The sequence below is a fragment of the Pseudomonas imperatae genome (genome assembly GCF_057128625.1).
Window position 1 is genome coordinate 1 of sequence record NZ_JBSKHP010000006.1, and the last position, 20,874, is coordinate 20,874.

23 protein-coding genes are annotated in these 20,874 nt (G+C 67.0%); 14 read left to right on the plus strand and 9 right to left on the minus strand.

All coding sequences use genetic code 11. The annotated features are described in order from the left end of the window. Nucleotides 1–148: 148 nt before the first annotated feature. The gene (locus ACWKWX_RS09275; protein ID WP_416424350.1) at nt 149–700 is read right to left on the minus strand and encodes a hypothetical protein; all 552 of its coding nucleotides are present in this window, start codon (nt 698–700) and stop codon (nt 149–151) included. Between the two features lie 248 nt (nt 701–948). On the opposite strand from ACWKWX_RS09275, the gene ACWKWX_RS09280 reads away from it, so the two are divergent. From ACWKWX_RS09280 to ACWKWX_RS09330, 11 genes are all read left to right on the plus strand, one after another. Beyond that, a complete protein-coding gene (locus ACWKWX_RS09280) occupies nt 949–1,458 on the plus strand; it encodes a hypothetical protein (RefSeq protein WP_416424349.1) in 510 nt (169 codons plus the stop codon). 171 nt (nt 1,459–1,629) lie between these two features. Continuing rightward, nucleotides 1,630–2,376: a GntR family transcriptional regulator gene (locus ACWKWX_RS09285; RefSeq protein ID WP_416427609.1), complete on the plus strand. Its 747-nt coding sequence runs from the start codon at nt 1,630–1,632 to the stop codon at nt 2,374–2,376. Nucleotides 2,377–2,514: 138 nt separating this feature from the next. Then, nucleotides 2,515–4,251, plus strand: coding sequence for a fumarate reductase/succinate dehydrogenase flavoprotein subunit (locus tag ACWKWX_RS09290; protein WP_483827567.1), 1,737 nt, complete (start codon nt 2,515–2,517; stop codon nt 4,249–4,251). 27 nt (nt 4,252–4,278) lie between these two features. Next, nucleotides 4,279–4,524: a 4Fe-4S dicluster domain-containing protein gene (locus ACWKWX_RS09295; RefSeq protein WP_416424347.1), complete on the plus strand. Its 246-nt coding sequence runs from the start codon at nt 4,279–4,281 to the stop codon at nt 4,522–4,524. Nucleotides 4,525–4,546: 22 nt separating this feature from the next. Next, on the plus strand, nt 4,547–5,956 hold the full coding sequence (locus ACWKWX_RS09300) for an ABC transporter substrate-binding protein (protein WP_483827568.1): 1,410 nt from the start codon (nt 4,547–4,549) through the stop codon (nt 5,954–5,956). A gap of 9 nt (nt 5,957–5,965) precedes the next feature. After that, on the plus strand, nt 5,966–6,754 hold the full coding sequence (locus ACWKWX_RS09305) for an ABC transporter permease (protein ID WP_483827569.1): 789 nt from the start codon (nt 5,966–5,968) through the stop codon (nt 6,752–6,754). After that, a complete protein-coding gene (locus tag ACWKWX_RS09310) occupies nt 6,751–7,587 on the plus strand; it encodes an ABC transporter ATP-binding protein (RefSeq protein ID WP_483827570.1) in 837 nt (278 codons plus the stop codon). The genes ACWKWX_RS09305 and ACWKWX_RS09310 overlap by 4 nt, the downstream gene beginning before the upstream one ends. 7 nt (nt 7,588–7,594) lie before the next feature. Then, nucleotides 7,595–8,551: a HEAT repeat domain-containing protein gene (locus tag ACWKWX_RS09315; protein ID WP_483827571.1), complete on the plus strand. Its 957-nt coding sequence runs from the start codon at nt 7,595–7,597 to the stop codon at nt 8,549–8,551. Next, nucleotides 8,548–8,826 carry a DUF971 domain-containing protein gene (locus ACWKWX_RS09320; protein ID WP_483827572.1) on the plus strand — a complete coding sequence of 93 codons (279 nt, stop codon included), beginning with the start codon at nt 8,548–8,550 and terminating at the stop codon, nt 8,824–8,826. The genes ACWKWX_RS09315 and ACWKWX_RS09320 overlap by 4 nt, the downstream gene beginning before the upstream one ends. Nucleotides 8,827–8,959: 133 nt before the next feature. Next, on the plus strand, nt 8,960–9,379 hold the full coding sequence (locus tag ACWKWX_RS09325) for a hypothetical protein (RefSeq protein ID WP_483827573.1): 420 nt from the start codon (nt 8,960–8,962) through the stop codon (nt 9,377–9,379). A 2-nt stretch (nt 9,380–9,381) separates the two neighbouring features. Next, nucleotides 9,382–10,008 (plus strand): LysE family translocator, encoded by a 627-nt coding sequence (locus ACWKWX_RS09330; RefSeq protein ID WP_473006773.1) that lies wholly within the window; start codon nt 9,382–9,384, stop codon nt 10,006–10,008. Between the two features lie 184 nt (nt 10,009–10,192). Here the strand turns inward: ACWKWX_RS09330 and ACWKWX_RS09335 are convergent, their stop codons facing one another. The 5 genes from ACWKWX_RS09335 to ACWKWX_RS09355 form a co-directional block, all read right to left on the minus strand. Beyond that, nucleotides 10,193–10,726 carry a hypothetical protein gene (locus ACWKWX_RS09335; RefSeq protein WP_483827574.1) on the minus strand — a complete coding sequence of 178 codons (534 nt, stop codon included), beginning with the start codon at nt 10,724–10,726 and terminating at the stop codon, nt 10,193–10,195. Nucleotides 10,727–10,864: 138 nt separating this feature from the next. Next, nucleotides 10,865–11,149 carry a DUF7693 family protein gene (locus ACWKWX_RS09340; RefSeq protein ID WP_483827575.1) on the minus strand — a complete coding sequence of 95 codons (285 nt, stop codon included), beginning with the start codon at nt 11,147–11,149 and terminating at the stop codon, nt 10,865–10,867. Between the two features lie 95 nt (nt 11,150–11,244). Then, nucleotides 11,245–12,165, minus strand: a complete 921-nt coding sequence (locus ACWKWX_RS09345; protein WP_483827576.1) for a substrate-binding domain-containing protein — start codon at nt 12,163–12,165, stop codon at nt 11,245–11,247. A 39-nt stretch (nt 12,166–12,204) separates the two neighbouring features. Next, a complete protein-coding gene (locus ACWKWX_RS09350) occupies nt 12,205–12,996 on the minus strand; it encodes a TIM barrel protein (RefSeq protein ID WP_483827577.1) in 792 nt (263 codons plus the stop codon). Then, nucleotides 12,993–14,009, minus strand: coding sequence for a Gfo/Idh/MocA family oxidoreductase (locus ACWKWX_RS09355; RefSeq protein WP_483827578.1), 1,017 nt, complete (start codon nt 14,007–14,009; stop codon nt 12,993–12,995). Before ACWKWX_RS09355 ends, ACWKWX_RS09350 begins: the two co-directional genes overlap by 4 nt. Before the next feature lie 191 nt (nt 14,010–14,200). Here ACWKWX_RS09355 and ACWKWX_RS09360 point away from each other — a divergent pair, with 191 nt between their 5' ends. Together ACWKWX_RS09360 and ACWKWX_RS09365 are read left to right on the plus strand one after the other, a co-directional pair. Next, complete coding sequence (locus tag ACWKWX_RS09360; RefSeq protein WP_483827733.1) at nt 14,201–16,174, plus strand: sigma-54-dependent Fis family transcriptional regulator; 1,974 nt, start codon at nt 14,201–14,203, stop codon at nt 16,172–16,174. A gap of 58 nt (nt 16,175–16,232) precedes the next feature. After that, on the plus strand, nt 16,233–17,795 hold the full coding sequence (locus tag ACWKWX_RS09365; RefSeq protein WP_483827579.1) for a sigma 54-interacting transcriptional regulator: 1,563 nt from the start codon (nt 16,233–16,235) through the stop codon (nt 17,793–17,795). A 3-nt stretch (nt 17,796–17,798) separates the two neighbouring features. On the opposite strand, the gene ACWKWX_RS09370 is transcribed toward ACWKWX_RS09365, so the two are convergent. From ACWKWX_RS09370 to ACWKWX_RS09380, 3 genes are read right to left on the minus strand one after another with little or no spacing between them, the layout of a single operon-like run. Continuing rightward, nucleotides 17,799–18,809, minus strand: coding sequence for a zinc-dependent alcohol dehydrogenase (locus ACWKWX_RS09370; RefSeq protein ID WP_483827580.1), 1,011 nt, complete (start codon nt 18,807–18,809; stop codon nt 17,799–17,801). A 10-nt stretch (nt 18,810–18,819) separates the two neighbouring features. Beyond that, entirely contained in the window at nt 18,820–19,638 is an 819-nt protein-coding gene (locus ACWKWX_RS09375) for an SDR family NAD(P)-dependent oxidoreductase (protein WP_416424333.1), read from the minus strand. A 17-nt stretch (nt 19,639–19,655) separates the two neighbouring features. Further along, nucleotides 19,656–20,171, minus strand: coding sequence for a 2,4'-dihydroxyacetophenone dioxygenase family protein (locus ACWKWX_RS09380; protein WP_483827581.1), 516 nt, complete (start codon nt 20,169–20,171; stop codon nt 19,656–19,658). A gap of 280 nt (nt 20,172–20,451) precedes the next feature. Here ACWKWX_RS09380 and ACWKWX_RS09385 point away from each other — a divergent pair, with 280 nt between their 5' ends. Continuing rightward, the gene (locus ACWKWX_RS09385) at nt 20,452–20,841 is read left to right on the plus strand and encodes an NUDIX domain-containing protein (protein WP_416424331.1); all 390 of its coding nucleotides are present in this window, start codon (nt 20,452–20,454) and stop codon (nt 20,839–20,841) included. The last annotated feature ends 33 nt before the right edge of the window (nt 20,842–20,874 follow it).

The following is a 20,874-nucleotide window of genomic DNA, read 5'->3' on the forward strand; positions in this document are numbered from 1 at the left end:
GCCCTTCGGGCAGCCCGTTGATCGACGCCTCCAGTCGGCCCTGGCGCTTTACGGGGCATACAATCAAGATCACAAGCAAGATCAAGATCAAGAGCCAGATCACAAGCAGATCAACAGCAGATCAAAATCCGATCGAGAGCTACCGCAATTACTTCTGCGCCAGCGCCTGGGTGAACAACGGATCGCTGTACAGCGCTTTGAGCAGGTCACGCACGAGCGGGTTATAAGCATTCGCCGCATTCGCGACGGCAATCACCCCGAAAAAACTACTGCTCCACTCGCTGTTCACCGTCTTGGTAGCGTCATACTTCACCACCGAACCGTCCAGCAAGGTGAACCGCGCCGCCAGGGTGCCATTGCCTGTCACCAGGCCTGCAGCCAGGTTGGTTTCGGTTACCAGCACATTCAGATGGCGTGGCGACTGCGGGTTAACCAGCCCGGCGCGGGCCAGCTCACCGTTGAGCGCGTCCTGCACGTGGCCGGCAATGCTGCCGCTGGGCGAGCTGATGGGGTTCATGCGCACGAACATCGAGCCCTGGCCCGGCGCCGCGGTCACCTGGGCCGGGGTCACCGGTTGCAGGGGAGCGTGCTGCTTGAGGGTCTGGACGTTATCGAAGTTGGGCTCGTAGGGGGTCATGGTGGCGCCACAGCCTTGCAGCAACAGGGCGAACAACGGCACCAACAATAAAGCTTTTTTCACAGCGGTTCCTTGCTTGGGGGTATTCAGAGGGCTTGATTATCGGGGGCAGGGCGCGACAGGGCAACCATGGGTGATGGCATAACGATATCTTTCATGTTCACGCTCCCTGACGCGGCCTGGGGCCGCTGCTACAGGAGTGCTGAACGGTTGCTGAAGCGGCGGCTGGTTTATCGCACGGCGCCGGCCCATGTCGTTAGGCTGCGCTGGCGCTTCGGGCGCCAATGACCTGGACGATCAAGGAAACCTACATGGACCGTTTTTTCCGTTATCACCCTCGGCTGGTGCAGCTGCAGCTCTACGGCGTCATCTGTCCGTTGATGTGCGTCTATGCGTATTTGTCCTTCCGCTACGTGCCGCTCATCGCGCTGTTTGCCTTTGGCGCGGTGTCATTGCTGGTCTTGCTGCTTATCCCCTTATTTCTGTGGTGGGGACTGTTTGGCCTGGTTCGCCTGTTCAGGTATTTCAGTGGGGAACAGGTACGGATCGGCTTCAAGACCTGGCTGGGTATCGGCGGTAGCCTGGCTGTCATGGCGTTGATGCTGCTATGGAAAAAAACGCCCGGCGGGAAATTGATGTGGCTGGCTGCCGGGGGGGCTTATTTGCTGGTGGCTACGCATTGGACGTGGCTGTATCGGAAACACTACCGACAAACCATCCTGGCCTCCCGAGGATTTAACTGGGTGGTCATCATGATGCTGCTGGTTGGATGTGGTTACGCACTCAACGTGCCGCTGGGGATCAACTTCGGCCGGCTTTGACCGCCGTCATACCCCGTAGCAGCGGCCCCAAGGCCGCGTCCTCAGGCGCCGCGTGCCCACGGTCCTGGTGGTGTCGTACTTGACCACCGAGCCGTCAAGCAGGGTGAAATGCTCACCCTAGCTAAGGTAGTCTACCGCCCGTTCATCTCCCTCACTGCCAAGCGACACCCCATGACACCCGAGCCGCCCGCCAAACTCACCAGCCAGTCCCCCGTGCCGCTGTACGCGCAACTCAAGGAACACCTGCGCTCGCGCATTCTGGATGGCACCTACCCGCCCAGCAGCCGCATGGGTTCGGAGAGCGAACTGGGCGCAGCGTTCGGCGTCAGCCGCATTACCGTGCGCCAGGCGCTGGGCGACCTGCAAAAGGAAGGGCTGATCTTCAAGATCCACGGCAAGGGCACCTTTGTGTCCAAGCCCAAGGCGTTCCAGAACGTCAGTTCACTGCAAGGGCTGGCCGAAGCGCTGGCGGCGTCCGGGCACGAAGTGGTCAACCGCATGTGTGGCTTCGAGTACGTGCCGGCGGATGCCATCGTCGCTCAGCGGCTGGGGCTGGAGGAGGGGCAAGCAGTGGCGGAGATTCGCCGGGTGCGGCTGGTCAATCGCGAGCCCGTGTCCCTGGAAATCACCTACTTGCCCGAAGCGGTGGGGCGCCGCCTGGCCTCGGCGGACCTGGCCACCCGCGACATTTTCCTGATTCTGGAAAACGACCTGGACATTGCCCTGGGGCATGCGGACCTTGCCATCGACGCCACCGAAGCCGATGCAGCCATGGCTGCCGCGCTGGGCGTGAAGGCGAAGGCGCCGATCATGCGCATCGAGCGCTTGACCCACACCGCCGACGGCCAGCCGCTGGACTTCGAATACCTGTATTACCGCGGCGACGCGTTCCAGTACCGTCTGCGCATCGACCGCTGACAGCCAATATATCGTTATAGCCAAACAGTATTTACGGCTCTCCCGTGATAACCAATAACATCCTCCCCTATCTTGTTATAACAAGTTACATCAAGGTGCGGCGGCGACCTGTTGGGTGCCGCGCAAGAGGAGCAGGGGATGACCGAGTTCAAGACAATCGAGCGCGAGTACGACATCGTCGTCATCGGCGGTGGCACGGCCGGCCCCATGGCGGCCATCAAGGCCAAGGAGCGCAACCGCGACCTGCGCGTGCTGCTGCTGGACAAGGCCAACGTCAAGCGCAGCGGTGCCATCAGCATGGGCATGGACGGCCTCAACAACGCGGTCATTCCCGGCCACGCCACGGCGCAGCAGTACACCAAGGAAATCACCGTCGCCAATGACGGCATCGTCAACCAGACGGCCGTGCTGGCCTACGCCGAACACAGCTTCGAAACCATCGAGCAGCTCGACCGTTGGGGCGTGAAGTTCGAAAAGGACGAGACCGGCGACTACGCGGTGAAGAAGGTGCACCACATGGGCGCCTACGTGTTGCCGATGCCCGAAGGCCACGACATCAAGAAGGTGCTGTACCGCCAGCTCAAGCGGGCGCGGGTCGAGATCACCAACCGGGTCATCGCCACCCGTTTGTTGACGGATAGCGAAGGCGCGGTCAGCGGCGTGATGGGCTTCGACTGCCGCACCGCCGACTTCCACGTGATCAAGGCCAAGGCGGTGATTCTCTGCTGCGGCGCCGCCGGGCGCCTGGGGCTGCCGGCTTCGGGCTACCTGATGGGCACCTACGAGAACCCCACCAACGCCGGCGACGGTTACGCCATGGCCTACCACGCAGGCGCGGAGCTGGCGAACCTGGAGTGCTTCCAGATCAACCCGCTGATCAAGGACTACAACGGTCCGGCCTGCGCCTACGTCACCGGCCCGCTGGGGGGCTACACCGCCAACAACAAGGGCGAGCGCTTCATCGAGTGCGACTACTGGAGCGGCCAGATGATGTGGGAGTTCCACCAGGAACTCGAGGGCGGCAACGGCCCGGTGTTCCTCAAGTTGGACCACCTGGCCGAAGAAACCATCCAGAACATCGAGCAGATCCTGCACAGCAACGAGCGTCCCAGCCGTGGCCAGTTCCACGCAGGGCGCGGCACCGACTACCGCCAGCAGATGGTGGAAATGCACATCTCCGAAATCGGTTTCTGCAGCGGCCACAGCGCCTCGGGCGTGTGGGTGAACGAGCGCGCGGAAACCTCGGTGAAAGGCCTGTACTCGGCGGGCGATATGGCCGCAGTGCCGCACAACTACATGCTCGGCGCCTTTACCTACGGCTGGTTCGCCGGCGTCAACGCTGCCGACCACGTGGCCACCGTGGCTTTCCAGGCGCCGTCTGCCGGGCAGGTGGCGGCTGAACAGGCGCGGGTGTACGCGCCATTGCTGCGTGAACACGGGCTGCCGCCAGCGCAGGTGGAATACAAGCTGCGGCGCATGGTGAACGATTACCTGCAGCCGCCCAAGGTCACCCGCAAGATGGAGATCGGCCTGCAGCGCTTCGCGCAGATCGAGGCGGACCTGGCCAGCATGAAGGCCAGCAACCCCCACGAACTGATGCGCGCCCTGGAAGTGACGGTGATTCGCGACTGCGCGGAAATGGCCGCGCGCGCCTCGCTGTTCCGTGAGGAAAGCCGCTGGGGCCTGTACCACCACCGGGTGGACCACCCGCTGCGCAACGATGCCGACTGGTTCTGCCATTGCCACCTGAAGAAGGACGCCGATGGCCGCATGGTCAGTTTCAAGCGACCGGTGGAACCCTATGTGGTGGCCCTGGATAACGACGAGCGCACCGCCTACAACCGGCTGCGGGTGGCCCCCGGCCAACCTGCCTGACTTCTGCCCGCCATCGAGGACCGCACCATGGCCTTTGCCCCCCAGGATATTTTCTTCCGCAGCACCGCCCCGGTGACCGTGGACAGCGACAAGTGCATTGCCGAGAAGGGCTGCACCGTGTGCGTCGACGTTTGCCCGATGGACCTGCTGGCCATCGACCCCACCACCCACAAGGCGTTCATGCAGTTCGATGAATGCTGGTACTGCATGCCCTGCGAAACCGACTGCCCCACGGGCGCGGTGAAAGTGGAAATTCCTTACCTGTTGCGCTGAACACCCGCCGAGGGGATAACCTATGATGCTTCGTACCACACTGGCCGGCCTGCTGCTGGCGGCCACCGCTTTCGGCGCCCAGGCGCAGACCATCCGCATTGCCATCGGCACCCAGGACACCACCATCAATTGCGCCGCCGGTGGCCTGATGATTCGTGAGCTGGGCCTGCTGCAGAAGTATTTGCCCCATGACGGCCAGTACAAGGACGCCCAGTACGACATCCAGTGGAAGAACTTCACCAGCGGCGCGCCCCTGACCAACGAGATGGTCGCTGGCAAGCTGGACTTCGGCGCCATGGCCGATTTCCCCGGCGCCCTCAACGGCGTGGCCCATGAGGCGGCGGGGCATCACAGCCTGTTTATCAACGTGTTGTCGGGCAGCGTGCAGGGCAGCGGCAACGGTATCGTGGTGCCCAAGGACTCGTCGGTGCAGTCGATTGCCGAACTCAAGGGCAAGACCGTCTCCGTGCCGTTCGCCTCCACGGCCCACGGCATGCTGCTGCGCGCCGTGGCGGCCCAGGGCTGGGACCCGGAGCGCGACCTGACCATCATCGCCCAGCCGCCGGAAGTGGCCGGCTCGGCGCTGCAGGCGGGCAAGATCGACGCCCACGCCGACTTCGTGCCGTTCGCCGAGCTGTTCGTCAGCCGAGGTTTTGCGCGCAAGATCTACGACGGCTCGCAAGCCAAGGCGCCGACCTTCCATGGCGCCCTGGTGGAACAGGATTTTGCCCGCCAGTACCCGGAGATCGTCGTCGCCTACCTGCGAGCCACGCAGGAAGCCAACCGCCTGCTGGCCGAGCAGCCCGAGCAGTACAGCGAGTTGATCGAAAAAGTCACCGGCATCGACGCTGCGGTGAACTACCTGTACCACGGCCCGCTGGGCCTGCAGACCCGCGACCTGACCTGGAAGCCTGAATACCGCCAGGCCGTGAGCACCGCCATCGATACGCTGAAGCTATTGAAGAAGGCTGACCGTGGCTTGAACACCGACACCTTCATCGACGACCAGTACCTGCGGGCTGCCTTCAAGGCCAGCGGCGTCGATTACGCCAAGGCCCTCGCCAACTATGCGCCGCAGCCGCTGGTGGCCAGGGACGCCGTGACCGGCCAGCCGATCACCGATTTCAAGCGGGTGGCGCAAATCTGGGTCAAGGGTGAAGCCAAGGTGCGCAGCTATGCCACGCCTGAAGAGGCGCTGGTGCAACTGGCGGCGCTGAAGCAGGCGGGCACGCCGATCCGTGGCTTCTACGCCCAGGCCAGCGACAGCGGCATCAAGCTGCTGGCCGACGACGCCTGGTTCGTCAAGACCGCCCAGGGCCGGGTCGACGCCTTCCTGCTCAAGGACCAGGCCAGCCGTGACGCGCAAAGCCGCGGCGGGCAGGTGCTGGACTTCGCCGGCGTTACCGGCACCGCTGCGCTGACTGCGCGCTGAGGACCAGCCATGAGCCATTCCATTCCGGCCCGCTGGGGCCTGCGCGGGCTGTCGATACTGGCCTGCCTGCTGTTCTGGCAGGTCGCGGCCGGCCACCACCTGGACCTGGGGTTGGTGACCTTTCGCAACGTGCCCACCCCGGGCGAGGTGTTCGCGGCGCTGCACGAACTGCTGTCGTCCGCCGCCCTGGCCCGCCACGTGGCCGCCAGCCTGGCGCGGGTGGCGGCCGGCTATGCCACCGCGGCGCTGCTGGGGGTGGCGCTGGGTGTATTGATTGGCCGCTGGCGCTGGGCGTCCGACCTGCTGCTGCCACCACTGGAAGTGCTGCGGCCGATTCCGGCGGTGGCGTGGATTCCCCTGGCGATCCTGATGTTCCCCTCATCGGAGCTGTCGATGGTCTTCATCACCTTCACCGGCGCGCTGTTCCCGATCCTGCTGAATACCGTGCACGGCGTGGAGAACGTCGACCGCCGGTTGGTGGCTTCGGCCCGTAGCCTGGGGGCAGGGCGGCTGGCCATCCTGCGCGAAGTGGTGCTGCCGGGCGCCGGGCCCAGCATCGTCACCGGCCTTGCCATCGGCATGGGCACCTCGTGGTTCTGCCTGGTGACCGCCGAAATGATCTCCGGGCAATGGGGCCTGGGCTATTACACCTGGGAGTCGTACACCTTGCAGAACTACGCGGACATCATGGTCGGCATGCTGCTGATCGGCCTATTCGGGCTGCTCAGCAGCCTGCTGGTGAAACGCCTGGGCGCCTGGTGCATGCCATGGCACAGCCAGGCGGGGGCACAGCAATGAGTGCCGGGCGCATCGAAGGCGAACGCGTGGGTATTCGCCTGGGCGCTGGCGCCGAGGCGTTCGAAGCGGTGCAGGCGCTGGACTTCAGCATCGAGCCGGGCCAGTTTGTGTGCATCCTGGGGCCTTCGGGTTGCGGCAAATCCACCTTGCTGGGCGCGCTGGCCGGCCACCTGCAGCCCAGCAGTGGCCAACTGCGCGTGGACGGCGCGGCGGTAAACGGGCCGTCGCCGAGCCGTGGCATGGTGTTCCAGCACCACACCTTGCTGCCCTGGCGCAGTGTGCTCGACAACGTCGCCTTCGGCCTGAAGATGCAAGGCGTGGCCACCGCCGAGCGCCATCGCCAGGCCCTGGAAATGCTGCGTTGGGTGGGCCTGGAGGATTTTGCCGGGCATTGGCCGCGGCAGCTCTCGGGCGGCATGCAGCAGCGTGCCGAAATCGCCCGGGTGTTGATCAATCGGCCGCGCCTGCTGCTGATGGACGAGCCCTTTGGCGCCCTGGACGCGCAGACCCGTGCGCGCATGCAGCAACTGCTGCTGGATATCTGGGGGCGCATCGGCACCACCGTAGTGTTCGTCACCCACGACATCGATGAGGCGTTGTTCCTGGGCGACCGCATCCTGGTGATGAGCGCCCGGCCCGGGCGTTTCATCGCCGACCTGCAGCTGCCGTTCCAGCGGCCCCGGCAGCCGGGATTGCTGACCAGCCCCGAGTTCGTCGCCCTCAAGCGCCACTGCCTGGAGCTGCTGGAACACGGCCCCGACGCACCGGCGTTGCCGCGCCTGACCCCCCTTGGCCTGCCCCTGCCACACGACCTGTCCCGAATTGCACTGTGAGCCAACCATGACCCTGAGCACCGACAACCCCGATATCCTTGACCTGCAACCGCGCCTGGAAGACGCCGACCCGGTGGTGCGGCGCATCGCCGTGATCGCCCTGGCCGACCTTGAAGACCCCGACAGCCTGCCGTGGCTAATCGCCACCCTCAAGCACGACCCCGCCGCCAGCGTGCGCGCCGAAGCCGCGCGCCTGCTGGAAGCCTGGGAAGAACAGCCGGTAGTAGCCGGCCTGTGCGAAGCCCTGGCCGACACCGACGCCCAGGTGCGCGAAGCGGCCGCGCAAAGCCTGTCCCAGCTGAAGACCGAAGCCGCCGGGCGCTGGGTGTTGCCCTGGGCGCGCCACGCCGATCCCTTCGTGCGTGCCAGTGCCTTGCGCGCCTTGCGCGAGCTGCGCCTGGCGGACAGCGCCGAGGTGGCCCGCGAAGCGTTGCAGGACGCTGCCGCCGACATTCGCCGCGAAGCCGTGGGCATTCTGGGGTGGTTGAAGCACACCGAAGCGCTGGCCGACCTGGCCCGACACCTGGCCAACGACGACGACCTGGAGGTACGACGCATGGCCGCCGGCGCTATTGGTTTTGCCAGCACCCCGGCAGTGACCGACGCCCTGACCGCCGCGCTGGGCGACCCGCACTGGCGGGTGCGCGAGGAAGCTGCCAGCACGTTGGGCAAGGTCGGCGACGACGGCGCCGGCCCGGCGTTGGTGGCCGCGGCAGACGACGCCTATTGGCAAGTGCGCCTGCGCGCCGTGCGCTCCCTGGGCCGCCTCAAATACCGCCCGGCACGGGCCGCGGTCGAGGCGTTGCTGGCGCACAGCATCAGCAACCTGCGCAAGGAATCAGCCCTGGCCCTCGGCGAGTTCGGCGACGCCCGCGCCTTGCCGGCCCTGTGGGCGGCCGAACACGATGGCGACCCCGAAGTGCGCAAGGCCGTACGTATCGCCCTGTCGCAGCTGCAGCCATGAGCACGCCCGTGGCCGTGCGCAACAGCTCGCACAGCGGTGTGCTGAAGGTGGAGTGGCCCGGCGGCAGGGTACAGGTGCTCACCCATGGCCAGTTGCGCGCACGCTGCCCCTGTTCCCACTGCCGAGCGGCACGGCTGCGTGGGCGAATCGACGTGGTGAACCCTGAGGTGCGCATCACCCAGGTGGTGGACCAAGGGTATGGGCTGCAGGTGGTGTTCAGCGATGGGCATGACCGCGGGATTTACCCGTGGGCGTATGTGGCGGGGCTGGGTTAAGGAGGGTGGAGTACATACGTACTCCTTCAGGCAAGGCTCAGGACGCAGCCTTCGGCAGCTGCTACGGGGTGGTTCTAGGCGCTTTCGACGCGGCGTGGCACACTGGCGCCCCGTTTTTTCATGGACTCGATTTATGCCCGCTCCCCACGTCTCGCCCGCGCTCTGGCAAGCCATCACCGAAGCCGCCGGCGCCTCCCTGCTGACGCCGGGCGGCCAGCGCAATTTCCTCGTAGGCGAGGGCGGCGAGACGCACATCGACGTGTTCACCGGGGCCGAGCGTGCCACCCGCGTGCGCCTGCCGCGCCGGGCCTTCGAGCAGACCCTGGGGTACCTGGCCAGCAACGGCCACCTCGATCGCCCCAATGCCATCGAGGTCAAGGCCAACCAGGACCCCGAGCGCGCCGGCCCGCTGTGCCGTGCCGCACGCCAGCGGCCCGACGGCAGCTTCGGCGCGCGGGTGGTGACCTACGTGCTGCCGATCCTGGAGTTCTGCGACGTGGTGGGCATCAACCGCACGGCGCTGCCCAGCGTTGCCTGGCTGGAGCCTTCCTGACGATGTTGACCTTGCAGCAATTCCTCGGATTCCTCGCAGCCGCGCTGCTGATCACCGCCACGCCCGGCCCGGACAACCTGATGGTGCTGGGCATGGGCATGTCCAAGGGCCGGCGCCAGGGCATCGCCTTTGGCCTGGGCTGCGCCTTTGGCTGCCTCAGCCACACGCTGCTGGCGGTGGTCGGCGTCAGCGCCTTGATCGCCGCGTCGCCTACCGCTTTCACCCTGTTGAAGATCGCCGGCGGCCTGTACCTGATCTGGCTGGGCTACAACGCCTGGCGCAGCTCTGGCGCGGTGAAGGTCGGCGCAGTCAACGTCGCGGACGAGTCGCTGGCAAAGCTGTTTTTCAAAGGCTGCTTCGCCAACGCCATCAACCCCAAGGTGGTGCTGTTCTTCCTGTCGTTCCTGCCGCAGTTCGTGGTCGCCGGCAACGGCAGCGTTGGCGCCCAGGTGGCGCAGCTGGGGCTGACCTTCACCCTGCAGGCGGCGCTGCTGTTCGGCCTGCTGGGCTATTTTTCTGGCGCGCTGGGGCAGTGGCTGAACCGTCGGCCCAAGGCGGGGGTGATCCTGGATCGGGTCGCGGGCACGGTGTTTATCGGGTTGGGGTTGAAGATCATGTTGACGCGCTGAGCGCTTAGGCCACGCAATTTTCGCCGGGAGCGCTGGCGAGTGAAGAAAAAATGGTGATAATCCCCTTAAGTTAAGATTTTCTTGGGTCGCTGAAGAAAAAATGCCCGGCGACGCGAGCAATTAAGGATTTACCAAGTGAGTGCTGGACCACACCCACCTGGGAGCCGCTTGCCAGCCTTGCGCCCTAGCGCGCCGTCAACAACCGCTTTACCGTCAACGCCAACGGCACCGTGAAGAAGAAGTGCGACATGAAGCCGCCGATGATCACCGCCGGGTCGTAGTAGTTGGGGTGGTTGTCGGAGGCGATGGAGATGGCCACGTGCATCGCCAGCCAGGCGATGACTGCGTAGAACAGGGCGATGAAAGTGGCTTCATAGCCGCGACGGCGGAAATACGGCCAGATCAGCGCGAACAACACGCCCCAGCCGATGGCGAAGGCGAAGTGAATGACCGTACCCAGCACCGACGCCCACAGGCCCAGGGCCTCCTGCACGTCCTTGCCGAACACCAGCCCCGTGGCGTTGCGCGGGATGCCGGCCAACGGCAGCAAGTGCTGCACGCCCACCCAGATCAACGCCTCGTAGACCCAGATGCACACCGCGCCGGTCAGGCCGCCCAGTGCACCGGCGCGCAACAGGGTCTTCAGGGTGTGTTTGTCCAGGCTGGCGCCTGTGCTGCGGCCGCTGGCGTTCAAGCTGAAATCTGCTTCGTGACTCATGCGCTCACCTTTTTATTGTTGTACGGAGGAACCGTCCGACAGCCGAACGTTGGGCACGACTATAGGCCTCGGGTGGTGGGCGCCTCCTCCGGGAAATGCTTAAGCAGGTATCGGTTCTTTTTATCGGCTTGAAAGCGCTCAGGTGGCGCTGAGCAACCGCTCCAGCTGCGCCCGTTCCCAGCCGCTCAACAGCTCCACGGGGTTGCTGCCGTAGGGCTTGGACGCGTCGAAGCGATAGGCCCGGGCATCCGGGCCGTGGCAGCTCTCGCAGTACTCCAGCACGGCGCCGTCGCAGTGCAGCGTAATGACCCAGTCATCGACGTCGAAGGTCACGGCGTCCAGCCGTTGCAAGCGGCGTTCGCCCATGGCGACGTCCCGCAGCACTTGGTAAACCTCGCGCGCAGCGAGGGGTGTGGTCGGCACGGTGGCAGCCCCTTTCATTCTGACGACGCGGGGCAGGGTACACGAACAGGGGGCTTGCCGCTCGCCCGAGGCATGCGGCAAGCGGCAAGCGGTGGCTATTTGAAACGCGCCGCGAACAGCGGCACCTGGTCAGGCTTGATCAGCTGGAAGGGCACGAAGGTGTCGCCACTCACCTGCTCGCCCTGGATCATCTTCAGCGCGATGGCCACCGCCGCCTGCGCCTGGGCCTTGGGGTCCTGGAACACCGAGGCAGCGAGCAGGCCCTTGTCGATGGCGGCCAGGCCATCGGGCAGGCCGTCGATGCCCACCACGGGAGTATCTTGCTGGCCGGCCTGCTTCAAGGCCATGGCCGCGCCGATGGCCATCTCGTCGTTGTTGGCGGCGATGCCGTCGATGCGGGTGCCGGCCAGCAGCCAGTTGCTGGTCAGGTCCATGCCTTTGTCACGCTGCCACAGGGCCGTTTGCTCGCCGACGATCTTGATGTCCGGGTACTGCTTGAGCACCTGCTTGAGCCCTTCGGTGCGGCCCAACGTGGCGTTGTTCACCAGGTCGCCCATGATGATCGCCAGGTTGCCCTTGCCGCCCATTTTCTCCGCCAGGTAGCGCATCTGCAGTTGGCCGGCCTCGATGTCGTTGGAGGTCACCGCCGCCACGCCGGGCGGCAGCGTTTTCTCGTCCGGGCGGCGGTTGACGTACACCAGCGGCACCTTGGCGGCGGTGGCCGCGCGGGTGATGTTCACTGCGCCGGCAGTGTCGGCGGGCAGCACGATCACGGCGTCGACCTTCTGCGCCAGGAAGTCCTCCACCTGGCTGAGCTGGCGCACCACGTCACCCTGGGCGTCCTGCACCTGCACCTGGATGTGCTGCTCCTTGGCGGCCTCCACCAGGTTGTTGCGGATATAGGTCATGAAATTGTCGTCGACCTTGGCGATGGTGATGCCGACGCGGTAGTCGGCCAACGCCAGCTGGCTGGCCAGCAAGGCAGCGGCGGCAAGAAGCAGTCTGGAGCTACGCATGGGGAGTGTCCTGTTGTTGTTATGGGGTGGAGTACAGGCTTAAAGGTGCAAGGTGAACGCCTCGCGGAACCGCTGCAACGCCAGCGCCGAGTCGCCCGAGGCCCAGCCTTCGAGGCCGACCACGCCGGTGTAGCCCAGCGCGTGCAGGGCCCTGGCGATGGCCGGGTAGTTGATCTCGCCGGTGCCGGGTTCCCTGCGCCCGGGCACGTCGGCCACCTGGATCTCGCCGATGGCGGGGCCGGCGCGGCGCAGCAGTTCGATCAGATTGCCCTCGCCAATTTGCGCGTGGTACAGGTCCAGGTTGAGCTTGAGGTGCGGGCTGCCGACGGCCTCGATCAGGGCCAGGGTGTCCTCGGCGCGGGCGAACGGCACGCCGGGGTGGTCCACGGCGGTGTTGAGGTTTTCCAGCAGGAACACCTTGCCGTGCGCTTCGCCCAGGCGGGCGAGCTGCTCCAGGGTCTTGCAGGCCTGCAGCCACATGCGCCCGGTGGTGACCTGCACCGGCCGCACCGGCAAGCCGCCTTCGCCAAGGCCGGTGCCGTGCAGGTTGAGGCTGGGGCAGCCCAGTTGCTCGGCCACGCCCAGGGACTCGCGCGCGGTTTCCAGCAGGCGTTGGATGCCGTCGGCCTCGGTGAGGTTGCCCTCGATGTAGCCGGTCATGGAGGTGAAGCGCGCGCCGGTGGCCACCAGCGCGGCGATGTCCTTGTGGGTCCAGTCCCAGATCTCGGCGGCGAAGCCCTGCGCATGAATGCGCCGCACGCGCTCCACCAACGGCAGGTCGAGGAAGACCATTTCGGCGCTGATGGCGAGGGTGAACGGGCAGTGGCTCATGCCGACACCCCCGCCAGCTGGATGGCCTTGCCCTGTTGCACAGACTCGATGCAGGCGCGGGCGATGGCCAGCGCGGCGCGGGCGTCGGCACCACTGGCCAGCGGCGTGGCACCGGTGCGCAGGCAGCCGACGAAGTGGTTGAGCTCGGCCACGTAGGCGTCGCGCAGCAGGTCGGTGTCCAGGCGCTGGGTGTCGGCCTGGATGCCGTCGGCCAGGTAGCGCACCAGCTCGGACTGGGCGACGCTGCCCATGGTCAGCATGCCGGCGCTGCCGAACACTTCGCCGCGCACGTCGTAGCCGTACACGGCCTGGAAGTTGGCCTCGGCGGTGGCGATGGCGCCGTTGTCGAAGCGAATCGTGACCACGGCGGTGTCCAGCAGGCCCTTGGCCTTGAAGGCGGGCGCCACCAGCGCGTCGGCCATCACGAACACCTCCACCGCCTGGGCGCCGGGGTTGAGGTAGCGCAGGGCGTCGAAGTCGTGGATCAGGGTTTCCAGGAAGATCACCCACTGGCCAATGCCCGCCGGGTTGTTCAGCGCCGGGTCACGGGTGACCGAGCGCAGCAGCTGCGGCGTGCCGATGCGCCCGCCGACCACGTCCAGGTGCGCCTGGCGGAAGCTGCGGGCGAAGCGGCGGTTGAAGCCCACCTGCAACGGCACCCGGGCGTCTGCGGCGGCAGCGATGGCGCGGTCGGCCTCATCAAGGGTGATGGCCATGGGTTTTTCGCAGAAGATGCCCTTGCCGGCGCGGGCGGCGCTGATCACCAGTTCCGCGTGGCTGCGGGCTGGAGCGGCGATCAGCACGCCGTCGATGTCCGGGTCGTCGAGCAGCTGCTGCGGGTCGGTGTAGACCTTCTGCACGCCCAGTTGCCCGGCCAGGCGCGCGGCCTGGCCGGGGGTGGGGTCGGCAATGGCGGCCAGGCAGGCGCCGGGAATATGCAGCGCGGCGGTCTGGCCGTGGAAGCTGCCCATGCGGCCGGCGCCGATCAGGCCCAGGCGAATGATGTTGCTCATCGATGACGCTCCTTTTTTGTTGTTGGGCGAAAGCGTGGTCACGCTTGGACAGGGAAAGAGCAAGGCCTGTGCCAGCGCCATAAGCCACTGATTTACCTAGGCTTTATGAGTTTTGCATGGGCTGGAGGTGTCTATTTCCAAGACATGTCTACACTGACATGTCCAGAATCCAGACACTGCCAAGGCCCGCGATGACGCCCATGGAGTTGACCCAGGAAGCCCTCGACTACATCACCACCCTCGACCCCCGCGAGCTCAGCGACGGCCCCGTCGCCGGCCTCGAACAGGCCTGGCAGGCTTGCCTGGAGGGGCAAACGGCGCGGCCGCCCAAGGTCCGCCCGCTGATCTGGGAGTCCTGGCGGCGCAGTTGCGCCGCCGGCATCGACCCGCAAGACGCCGCCTACCGCTTCGTCACCCCCCAGCGCCTGGCCGCCAAGCTGCACGAGCACCGGCTGCTGATCGACACGGCGATGGAGATCATGGGCGGCCTGCTGGCCTACAACCCGCGCGGCCACATCAACCTCACCGACGCCGAAGGCACCACCCTGTGCTTCTGCGGCCTGGAGCTGACGCCCATCGGCAGCCAGCTGCTGGAGTCCACCCAGGGCACCAACTGCACCGGCCTGGCCATTGCCGAGGACCGCCTGGTGTACGTGCTGGCCGAGGAAAACTTCGCCAGCGCCCTGCGCCAACGCCGCATGCATTGCGCCGCCGCGCCGATCCGCGACGCCAAGGGCCGTACCCTGGCCATCCTGACCCTGACCGCCGAGCCCGGCTGGTTCCACTTCCACACCCTGGGCACGGTGCAGGCGGCGGGCGAGGCCATCTCCCGGCAGCTGGCGCTGCAGGGCCTGCTGCAGGAACAGCGCAGCGTGCTGGAACTGCTCAACGAAGGCCTGGTGGTGCTTGATGAGGCGGGGCGCATCAAGGCCCTCAACCACTACGCCCGCCAGCTGTTCAAGGCCGGCCCGGAGCTGCTGGGCAGCCCCTTCGCGCAGCTGGGGCGCAGCGACCTCAATGCCGAGATCTGCCAGCACGCCGGCGACGGCCTGCGCGACCTGGACTGCACCTTCCAGCTGCACGACGGCAGCCAGCTGGCCTGCCTGGTGTCGGTGTGCCTGGTGGGGCGCCAGGGGCGGGTGGTGTCGGTGCGCGAAAACCGGCGCATCCGCGAGATCACCCGGCGCATCATGGGCGCCCAGGCGCGCTACACCTTCGACACCATCCTGGGCGGCTCGCCAGTGATGCAGCACGCCCTGCGCCTGGGGCGCATCGCCAGCCAGAGTGATTCCACCACCCTGATCCTCGGCGAAAGCGGCACCGGCAAGGAGCTGTTCGCCCAGGCCATTCACAACGCCAGCCCGCGCAGCGCCGGCGCCTTCGTGGCGGTGAACTGCGGGGCCATTCCCCGCGACCTGGTGCAGAGTGAGCTGTTCGGCCACAGCGAGGGCGCCTTTACCGGCGCGGCCCGCGGCGGCTCGGCGGGCAAGTTCGAGCTGGCCGACGGCGGCACCATCTTCCTCGACGAGATCGGCGACATGGCCTTCGACGCCCAGGTCAGCCTGCTGCGCGTGTTGCAGGAAGGCGAGGTGACGCCGGTGGGCGCGCGCAAATCGCGGCGGGTGGACGTGCGCATCATCGCCGCCACCCACCGCAACCTGAGCCAGGCCGTGGCCGAGGGCGCCTTTCGCGAAGATCTCTACTACCGTCTGAATGTGCTCAACCTCAGCGTGCCGCCGCTGCGCCTGCGCCGCGAGGACATTCCGCTGCTGGCGCAGCACTTCCTGCAGCGGTGCGCACGGTCGTTGCGCAAGGCGGTCAGCGGTTTCGCCCCGGCAGCCTTGGAGGTGCTGGCCGCCCATGGCTGGCCGGGCAACGTGCGCGAACTGGAGAACGCGGTGGAGCGGGCGGTGCACATGGCCTCCGGCAGCCTGATCGAGCCAGCCGACCTGCCGGTGGAACTGATGCACAGGGGCCGCCGCGAGGCGGGCCAGGAGCAGGCGAGCGGCATGGACCTGGGCACCCAGGAGATGAGCGCGATCATCGGCGCCCTGCGCAGCACCGGCGGCAACGTGCGGGTGGCGGCGCAGCTGTTGAAGGTGTCGCGGGCGGGGCTGTACGGGAAAATGGAGCGGTTTTCGATTCGCGCGGGGGATTTTCGCTGAGGGCTTGCTGATACGTATTGCGGTATGAATCAACGCACAACAATAACAAGGAGAGGGTATGGAACACTCGCTGCTGGCCTACGAACGCAGCACGCCGACCCCGGCGGACCTGCGCCAGTGCCTGCGTTTCTCGGACGAGGAGGCGCGCATCTGGCTGGACGACCAGAGCATGGTCATGCTGCATTCAACGGCCTTGGGCGCGTTGCGCCAGGAGTTGATCGACAGCCTCGGCCAGGACGGCGCCCAGCGTGTGCTGACGCGCATCGGCCACGCGGCCGGCAGCCAGGACGCCCTGCGCGTGCGCAAGCGCTGGCCCGGCTCGGACCCGCGCAGCGCCTTTATTGCCGGCGGCCGGCTGCACGCGCTGCAAGGCATCGTGCGGGTGCAGACCCTGCAACTGGAGTTGAACCTTGCACAGGGGCATTTCCACGGCGAGTACCTGTGGCACGAGTCCCGCGAGGCCCACGAACACCTGGCCCGCCATGGCGTCGGTGACCAGGCGGTGTGCTGGATGACCCTGGGCTACGCCGCCGGTTATGCCAGCGCCTTCCTGGGCCGGCCGGTGGTGTTCCGCGAGGTCGAATGCGTGGCGGCGGACGGGCATGCCTGCCGCATCGTCGGTGATACCGCCGGCGACGCGCCCGGCCTTGAACTGGCGACGCAGGCCCCGGTCGCCGCCTGCAGCCATCCCCAGGAAGCAATGATCGGCATCTCCACGGCCTTCCGGCTGGCCCGCCACCAGGTCGCGCAAGTGGCGCCTACCCGGGCGACGGTGCTGCTCAGTGGCGAGTCGGGGGTGGGCAAGGAGGTGTTCGCCCAGTGCCTGCATCGCCTCAGCCCCCGCGCCAACCGGCCGCTGGTGGCGGTCAATTGCGCGGCGCTGCCGGAGAGCCTGCTGGACGCCGAGCTGTTCGGCGCGCAGAAGGGCGCCTACACCGGCGCCAGCCATGACCGCGCCGGCCGCTTCGAACGGGCAGCGGGCGGCACGCTGTTTCTCGATGAAGTGCAGGCCCTGAGCCTGGGCGCCCAGGCCAAGCTGCTGCGGGCGCTGCAGGAAGGGGAAATAGAGCGGGTGGGCGGCACACGGCCGATCAAGGTGGACGTACGCGTGGTGGCGGCCACCAACGCCAACATGCGGGCGGCCATTGCCCAGGGCACCTTTCGCGAGGACCTGTTCTTCCGCCTCAACGTCTTCCCCATTCACCTGCCGCCCCTGCGCGAGCGGCGCGACGACCTGCCACTGCTGATGGAGCACTTCCTCGCCCACTTCACCCAGCTGCATGGCAAAGCGGTGAGCGGCTTCAGCGCCGCGGCGGTGCAGGCGCTGCTGGCCCACGACTACCCCGGCAACGTGCGCGAGCTGCAGAACCTGGTGGAGCGCGGGGTGATCGCCGCGCCCGCCCATGGCGCCATCGGCCCCCAGCATGTGTTCCCGGGTGGGGAACAGGCGTACGTCTGCGTAGGCGCGGCACCGCTGCGGCAGGCAGTGCGGCAGCAACAGTTGCAGCAGTACCACCAGGTGCTGCACGCCTGCGGCGGCAACCTCTCGGCCGCCGCGCGCCAGCTGGGCATGACTCGGCCGCAGCTGGCCTACCGGCTCAAGGCCCACGGCCAGCGGTGAGGTTCAAGGCAGGTGTGGCGCAACCAGCACCTTGCAGTGGTGGGTGCGCTGGCGCAGGGCGTCGAACGCCTGGGGCAACTGCGCCAGCGACACGGTGCTGCTGACCAGGGCCAAGGGCGCCGCGCCGGGCCCCTCCAGCACGTCGACCGCGGCGCGGAACTCGTCGCGCTCGAAGAACGCCGAGGTCACCAGGTTGACCTCCTTGGACACCGCCCGGAACGGGACGAAGCTATCGGCCACGGTGCACAGGCCCAGCACCACCACGGTGCCACGGGGGCGCACGTGCTCCAGCGCCTGGGCAATCAAGCCGGGGCGGCCCACGCATTCGAAGACGATGTCCGGCGGCCCGCCCAGCTGCTCGGGGATGCGCCTGTGCAGGCTGCCGTCGTCCACCAGCAAGGCACTGGCGCCCAGCTGCAGGGCGCGCTCGCGTTGCCAGTCGCCCAGGTCGGTGATGGCCACCTTGGCAGCGCCCAGGCGCCGGGCCCAGAACGCCACGGCGAGGCCAATGGCCCCGGCGCCCAGCACCAACACCTTGGCGCCGGGGCGCAGCTGCGCGCGCATGACCCCGTGCAACGCCACCGCCAGGGGTTCGGCCAGGGCGCTGTCCGCCACGCCAACGCTGGCGGGCAGCACCACGCACTGGTGCCAGCGGGCGGTCGCCCACTGGGCGAAACCACCGCCCTGCAGGCTGAACCCGGCGCACCAGGCCGGCCTGCCGCGCTGACACTCGGGGCAATGGCCGCAACCGCGCAAGGGCGCCACCGCGACGTGGTCGCCGACGCGCACCCCCTGCACCTGGGCGCCACACTCCACCACGCGCCCGCTATACTCGTGGCCCAGCACGCTGCCGGGCGCCAGGCCGAACGCCGGTTCTTGGGTCATGTGCAGGTCGCTGCCGCAGATGCCGCAGCGGCACACCTCGATCAACACCTCATCGGCCCGGGGCTCCGGCATGGGCAGGGTGTGCAGCTGCATGGGCTGCTTCAGCGCCTTGAAGACAATGGCTTGCATGTGCACCTCCTCAGTCCACGCGGCCAAGCATCTGCCCGCCATCGATAACGATCTGCGCGCCGGTGATGTAGCTGGCCGCCGGGGAGGCGAGGAACAGCGCCAGGCCCTTGATCTCCTCGGTGGAGGCGATGCGGTGTTGCGGCACCCGTGTGGCGAAGGCGGCGCGGTCCGCCGGGTTGCGCAGGCGGCCGCCGGCGATGTTGGTCACGAACGGCCCCGGGGCGATGGCGTTCACGGTGATGCCATGGCGCGCCAGCTCCATTGCCGCCTGGCGCACCAGCGCGGCGGCGCCGGCCTTGGCCGGCATGTACGGGGTGCCGACGATGGCTTCGTTGAGCATCGCCGCGTTGGAGGTGGTGACGATGATGCGCCCCTGGCCCCTGGGCTTCATCAGCCGCACCGCGGCCCTGAGCGTGGTGAACACCGAGGTCAGGTTGGTGGCCAGCACCTTGTCCCAGTGGGCCTCGTCGAGCGCCTCCAGCGCGCCTTGCGGGCAACGCTGGCCGTCGCAGTCGAGAAAACCGGGGCCGGCGTCGATGCCGGCGTTGGCGAATACCACGTCGAGGTGGCCGTAGTGCGCGCCCACCCGCTCGAAACAGGCGTACAGGGCCGCGCGGTCGGTGGCGTCCACCACCTCGCCGCGCACCGCCAGCCCCTGGGCTTGCAGGCGGGCCAACTGGTCGTGCAGTTGCGCCGCGTCAATGTCCAGCAAGGTCACCTGGGCGCCGCCTTCGGCCATCACCTCGGCGTAGGCCAGGCCGATGCCGCTGGCGGCGCCGGTCACCACGCAGGTCAGGCCGTCCACGGAGAATCGTTGCACTGTGTTCATGTTGATTCCCCCGGCACTCAAACGAATAGCGCGGTATTGATCGGCAGGCCGTGCTGCCGGCAATGGCTGACGTAATGGTTGATGAACCAGAACACGTCGGTGGTTTCGGTGTGGTTGCCGCACTCGTCGAAGAACTCGATGGGCCCGTGTATCCAGAACAGCGCCTTCATGCCGTCGGGGCCTTCGGCGTACAGGGTGTGGGCGGTGCCCGGGGTCTCGTACACGTAGCTGCCGGGGCGCGCCAGCCAGTCATATTCCTCGTAGCCCCAAGTGCCTTCCAGGGTCACGGCCTGCACCGCCGCCCGGTGCCGGTGGGTGCCGATGCGCCCGCCGCCCTTGACCCAGAGGATGTTGCAGACGCTGCCGGTGCGCACGTCGAAGCTCAGGTGGCGGATGGCGGCGCTGTCGCCGAAGGGCACCCAGGGCGACTCATCCTCGCCGGTGCCGATATGGCCGCCGTGCAGGCCGAAGCGCTCGATCATGGCGGCGTGGGGTTCTGGGGGGAGCTGGACGATAGAGGGGGAGGTAGGCATGGGACGGTTCCTGCTGATTGTTATTAGGTAGCAGGGCGGTTGCATGGGCTGTGCCAGGCGGGCAGGGGCCCGGATTTGCGAGGGGAAAGGGCGGCGGGAGTTGAGCGGATTGGTGCGGTTTGATGATCAAAAGTGGTGAAAAGGTGAAAGCCGGCAAGTCCTGTAGCCGCTGCCGCCAGGCTGCGTTGGCCCCTGCGTGCGCTGAAGCTCTATCCACGGTCATTTAACCGACACATGTGCAGGCTACAGTGGCCGCAGGGTCAATCATTCGGAGCAGCGCATGAAGGCAATGGACATTGCTACAGCCAGGCGCAAGGGCATCAAGCTTCGCGCCACGGTCATTTATCGCAGGGACGGCGAAGTATTGTTTGTGCGCAAGCGCAACGCGAAGTGGAACCTGCCAGGGGGCAGGGTCGAGGCGGACGAGACGCCGTTGCAGGCGGCGCAACGGGAAATGGCCGAGGAAACCGGCCTGGCCTTCGATGAACTGCGCTACATCTCCGAGTACCGCGAAGACAAGGTCATCCATTACCTGTTCGAAGCGCGCAAGTCGGCTGACAAGCCGCGCCCACTCAACGAAATAGACGCCTGCCGCTGGATCAAGCCCCGTGACGTGGCCAAGCGCCGCGTGCGCCGGCCGATCAAGACCCTGCTCAAGCGCTGCGCATAACACGCCAGCCACCCCCGTAGCAGCTGCCGCCAG

Coding starts and splice junctions, on each gene's coding strand:
- ACWKWX_RS09280 (WP_416424349.1), top strand. CDS start 949: ATGGACCGTTTTTTCCGTTATCACCCTCGGCTGGTGCAGCTGCAGCTC.
- ACWKWX_RS09285 (WP_416427609.1), top strand. CDS start 1,630: ATGACACCCGAGCCGCCCGCCAAACTCACCAGCCAGTCCCCCGTGCCG.
- ACWKWX_RS09290 (WP_483827567.1), top strand. CDS start 2,515: ATGACCGAGTTCAAGACAATCGAGCGCGAGTACGACATCGTCGTCATC.
- ACWKWX_RS09295 (WP_416424347.1), top strand. CDS start 4,279: ATGGCCTTTGCCCCCCAGGATATTTTCTTCCGCAGCACCGCCCCGGTG.
- ACWKWX_RS09300 (WP_483827568.1), top strand. CDS start 4,547: ATGATGCTTCGTACCACACTGGCCGGCCTGCTGCTGGCGGCCACCGCT.
- ACWKWX_RS09305 (WP_483827569.1), top strand. CDS start 5,966: ATGAGCCATTCCATTCCGGCCCGCTGGGGCCTGCGCGGGCTGTCGATA.
- ACWKWX_RS09310 (WP_483827570.1), top strand. CDS start 6,751: ATGAGTGCCGGGCGCATCGAAGGCGAACGCGTGGGTATTCGCCTGGGC.
- ACWKWX_RS09315 (WP_483827571.1), top strand. CDS start 7,595: ATGACCCTGAGCACCGACAACCCCGATATCCTTGACCTGCAACCGCGC.
- ACWKWX_RS09320 (WP_483827572.1), top strand. CDS start 8,548: ATGAGCACGCCCGTGGCCGTGCGCAACAGCTCGCACAGCGGTGTGCTG.
- ACWKWX_RS09325 (WP_483827573.1), top strand. CDS start 8,960: ATGCCCGCTCCCCACGTCTCGCCCGCGCTCTGGCAAGCCATCACCGAA.
- ACWKWX_RS09330 (WP_473006773.1), top strand. CDS start 9,382: ATGTTGACCTTGCAGCAATTCCTCGGATTCCTCGCAGCCGCGCTGCTG.
- ACWKWX_RS09335 (WP_483827574.1), bottom strand. CDS start 10,726: ATGAGTCACGAAGCAGATTTCAGCTTGAACGCCAGCGGCCGCAGCACA.
- ACWKWX_RS09345 (WP_483827576.1), bottom strand. CDS start 12,165: ATGCGTAGCTCCAGACTGCTTCTTGCCGCCGCTGCCTTGCTGGCCAGC.
- ACWKWX_RS09350 (WP_483827577.1), bottom strand. CDS start 12,996: ATGAGCCACTGCCCGTTCACCCTCGCCATCAGCGCCGAAATGGTCTTC.
- ACWKWX_RS09355 (WP_483827578.1), bottom strand. CDS start 14,009: ATGAGCAACATCATTCGCCTGGGCCTGATCGGCGCCGGCCGCATGGGC.
- ACWKWX_RS09360 (WP_483827733.1), top strand. CDS start 14,201: ATGACGCCCATGGAGTTGACCCAGGAAGCCCTCGACTACATCACCACC.
- ACWKWX_RS09365 (WP_483827579.1), top strand. CDS start 16,233: ATGGAACACTCGCTGCTGGCCTACGAACGCAGCACGCCGACCCCGGCG.
- ACWKWX_RS09370 (WP_483827580.1), bottom strand. CDS start 18,809: ATGCAAGCCATTGTCTTCAAGGCGCTGAAGCAGCCCATGCAGCTGCAC.
- ACWKWX_RS09375 (WP_416424333.1), bottom strand. CDS start 19,638: ATGAACACAGTGCAACGATTCTCCGTGGACGGCCTGACCTGCGTGGTG.
- ACWKWX_RS09380 (WP_483827581.1), bottom strand. CDS start 20,171: ATGCCTACCTCCCCCTCTATCGTCCAGCTCCCCCCAGAACCCCACGCC.
- ACWKWX_RS09385 (WP_416424331.1), top strand. CDS start 20,452: ATGAAGGCAATGGACATTGCTACAGCCAGGCGCAAGGGCATCAAGCTT.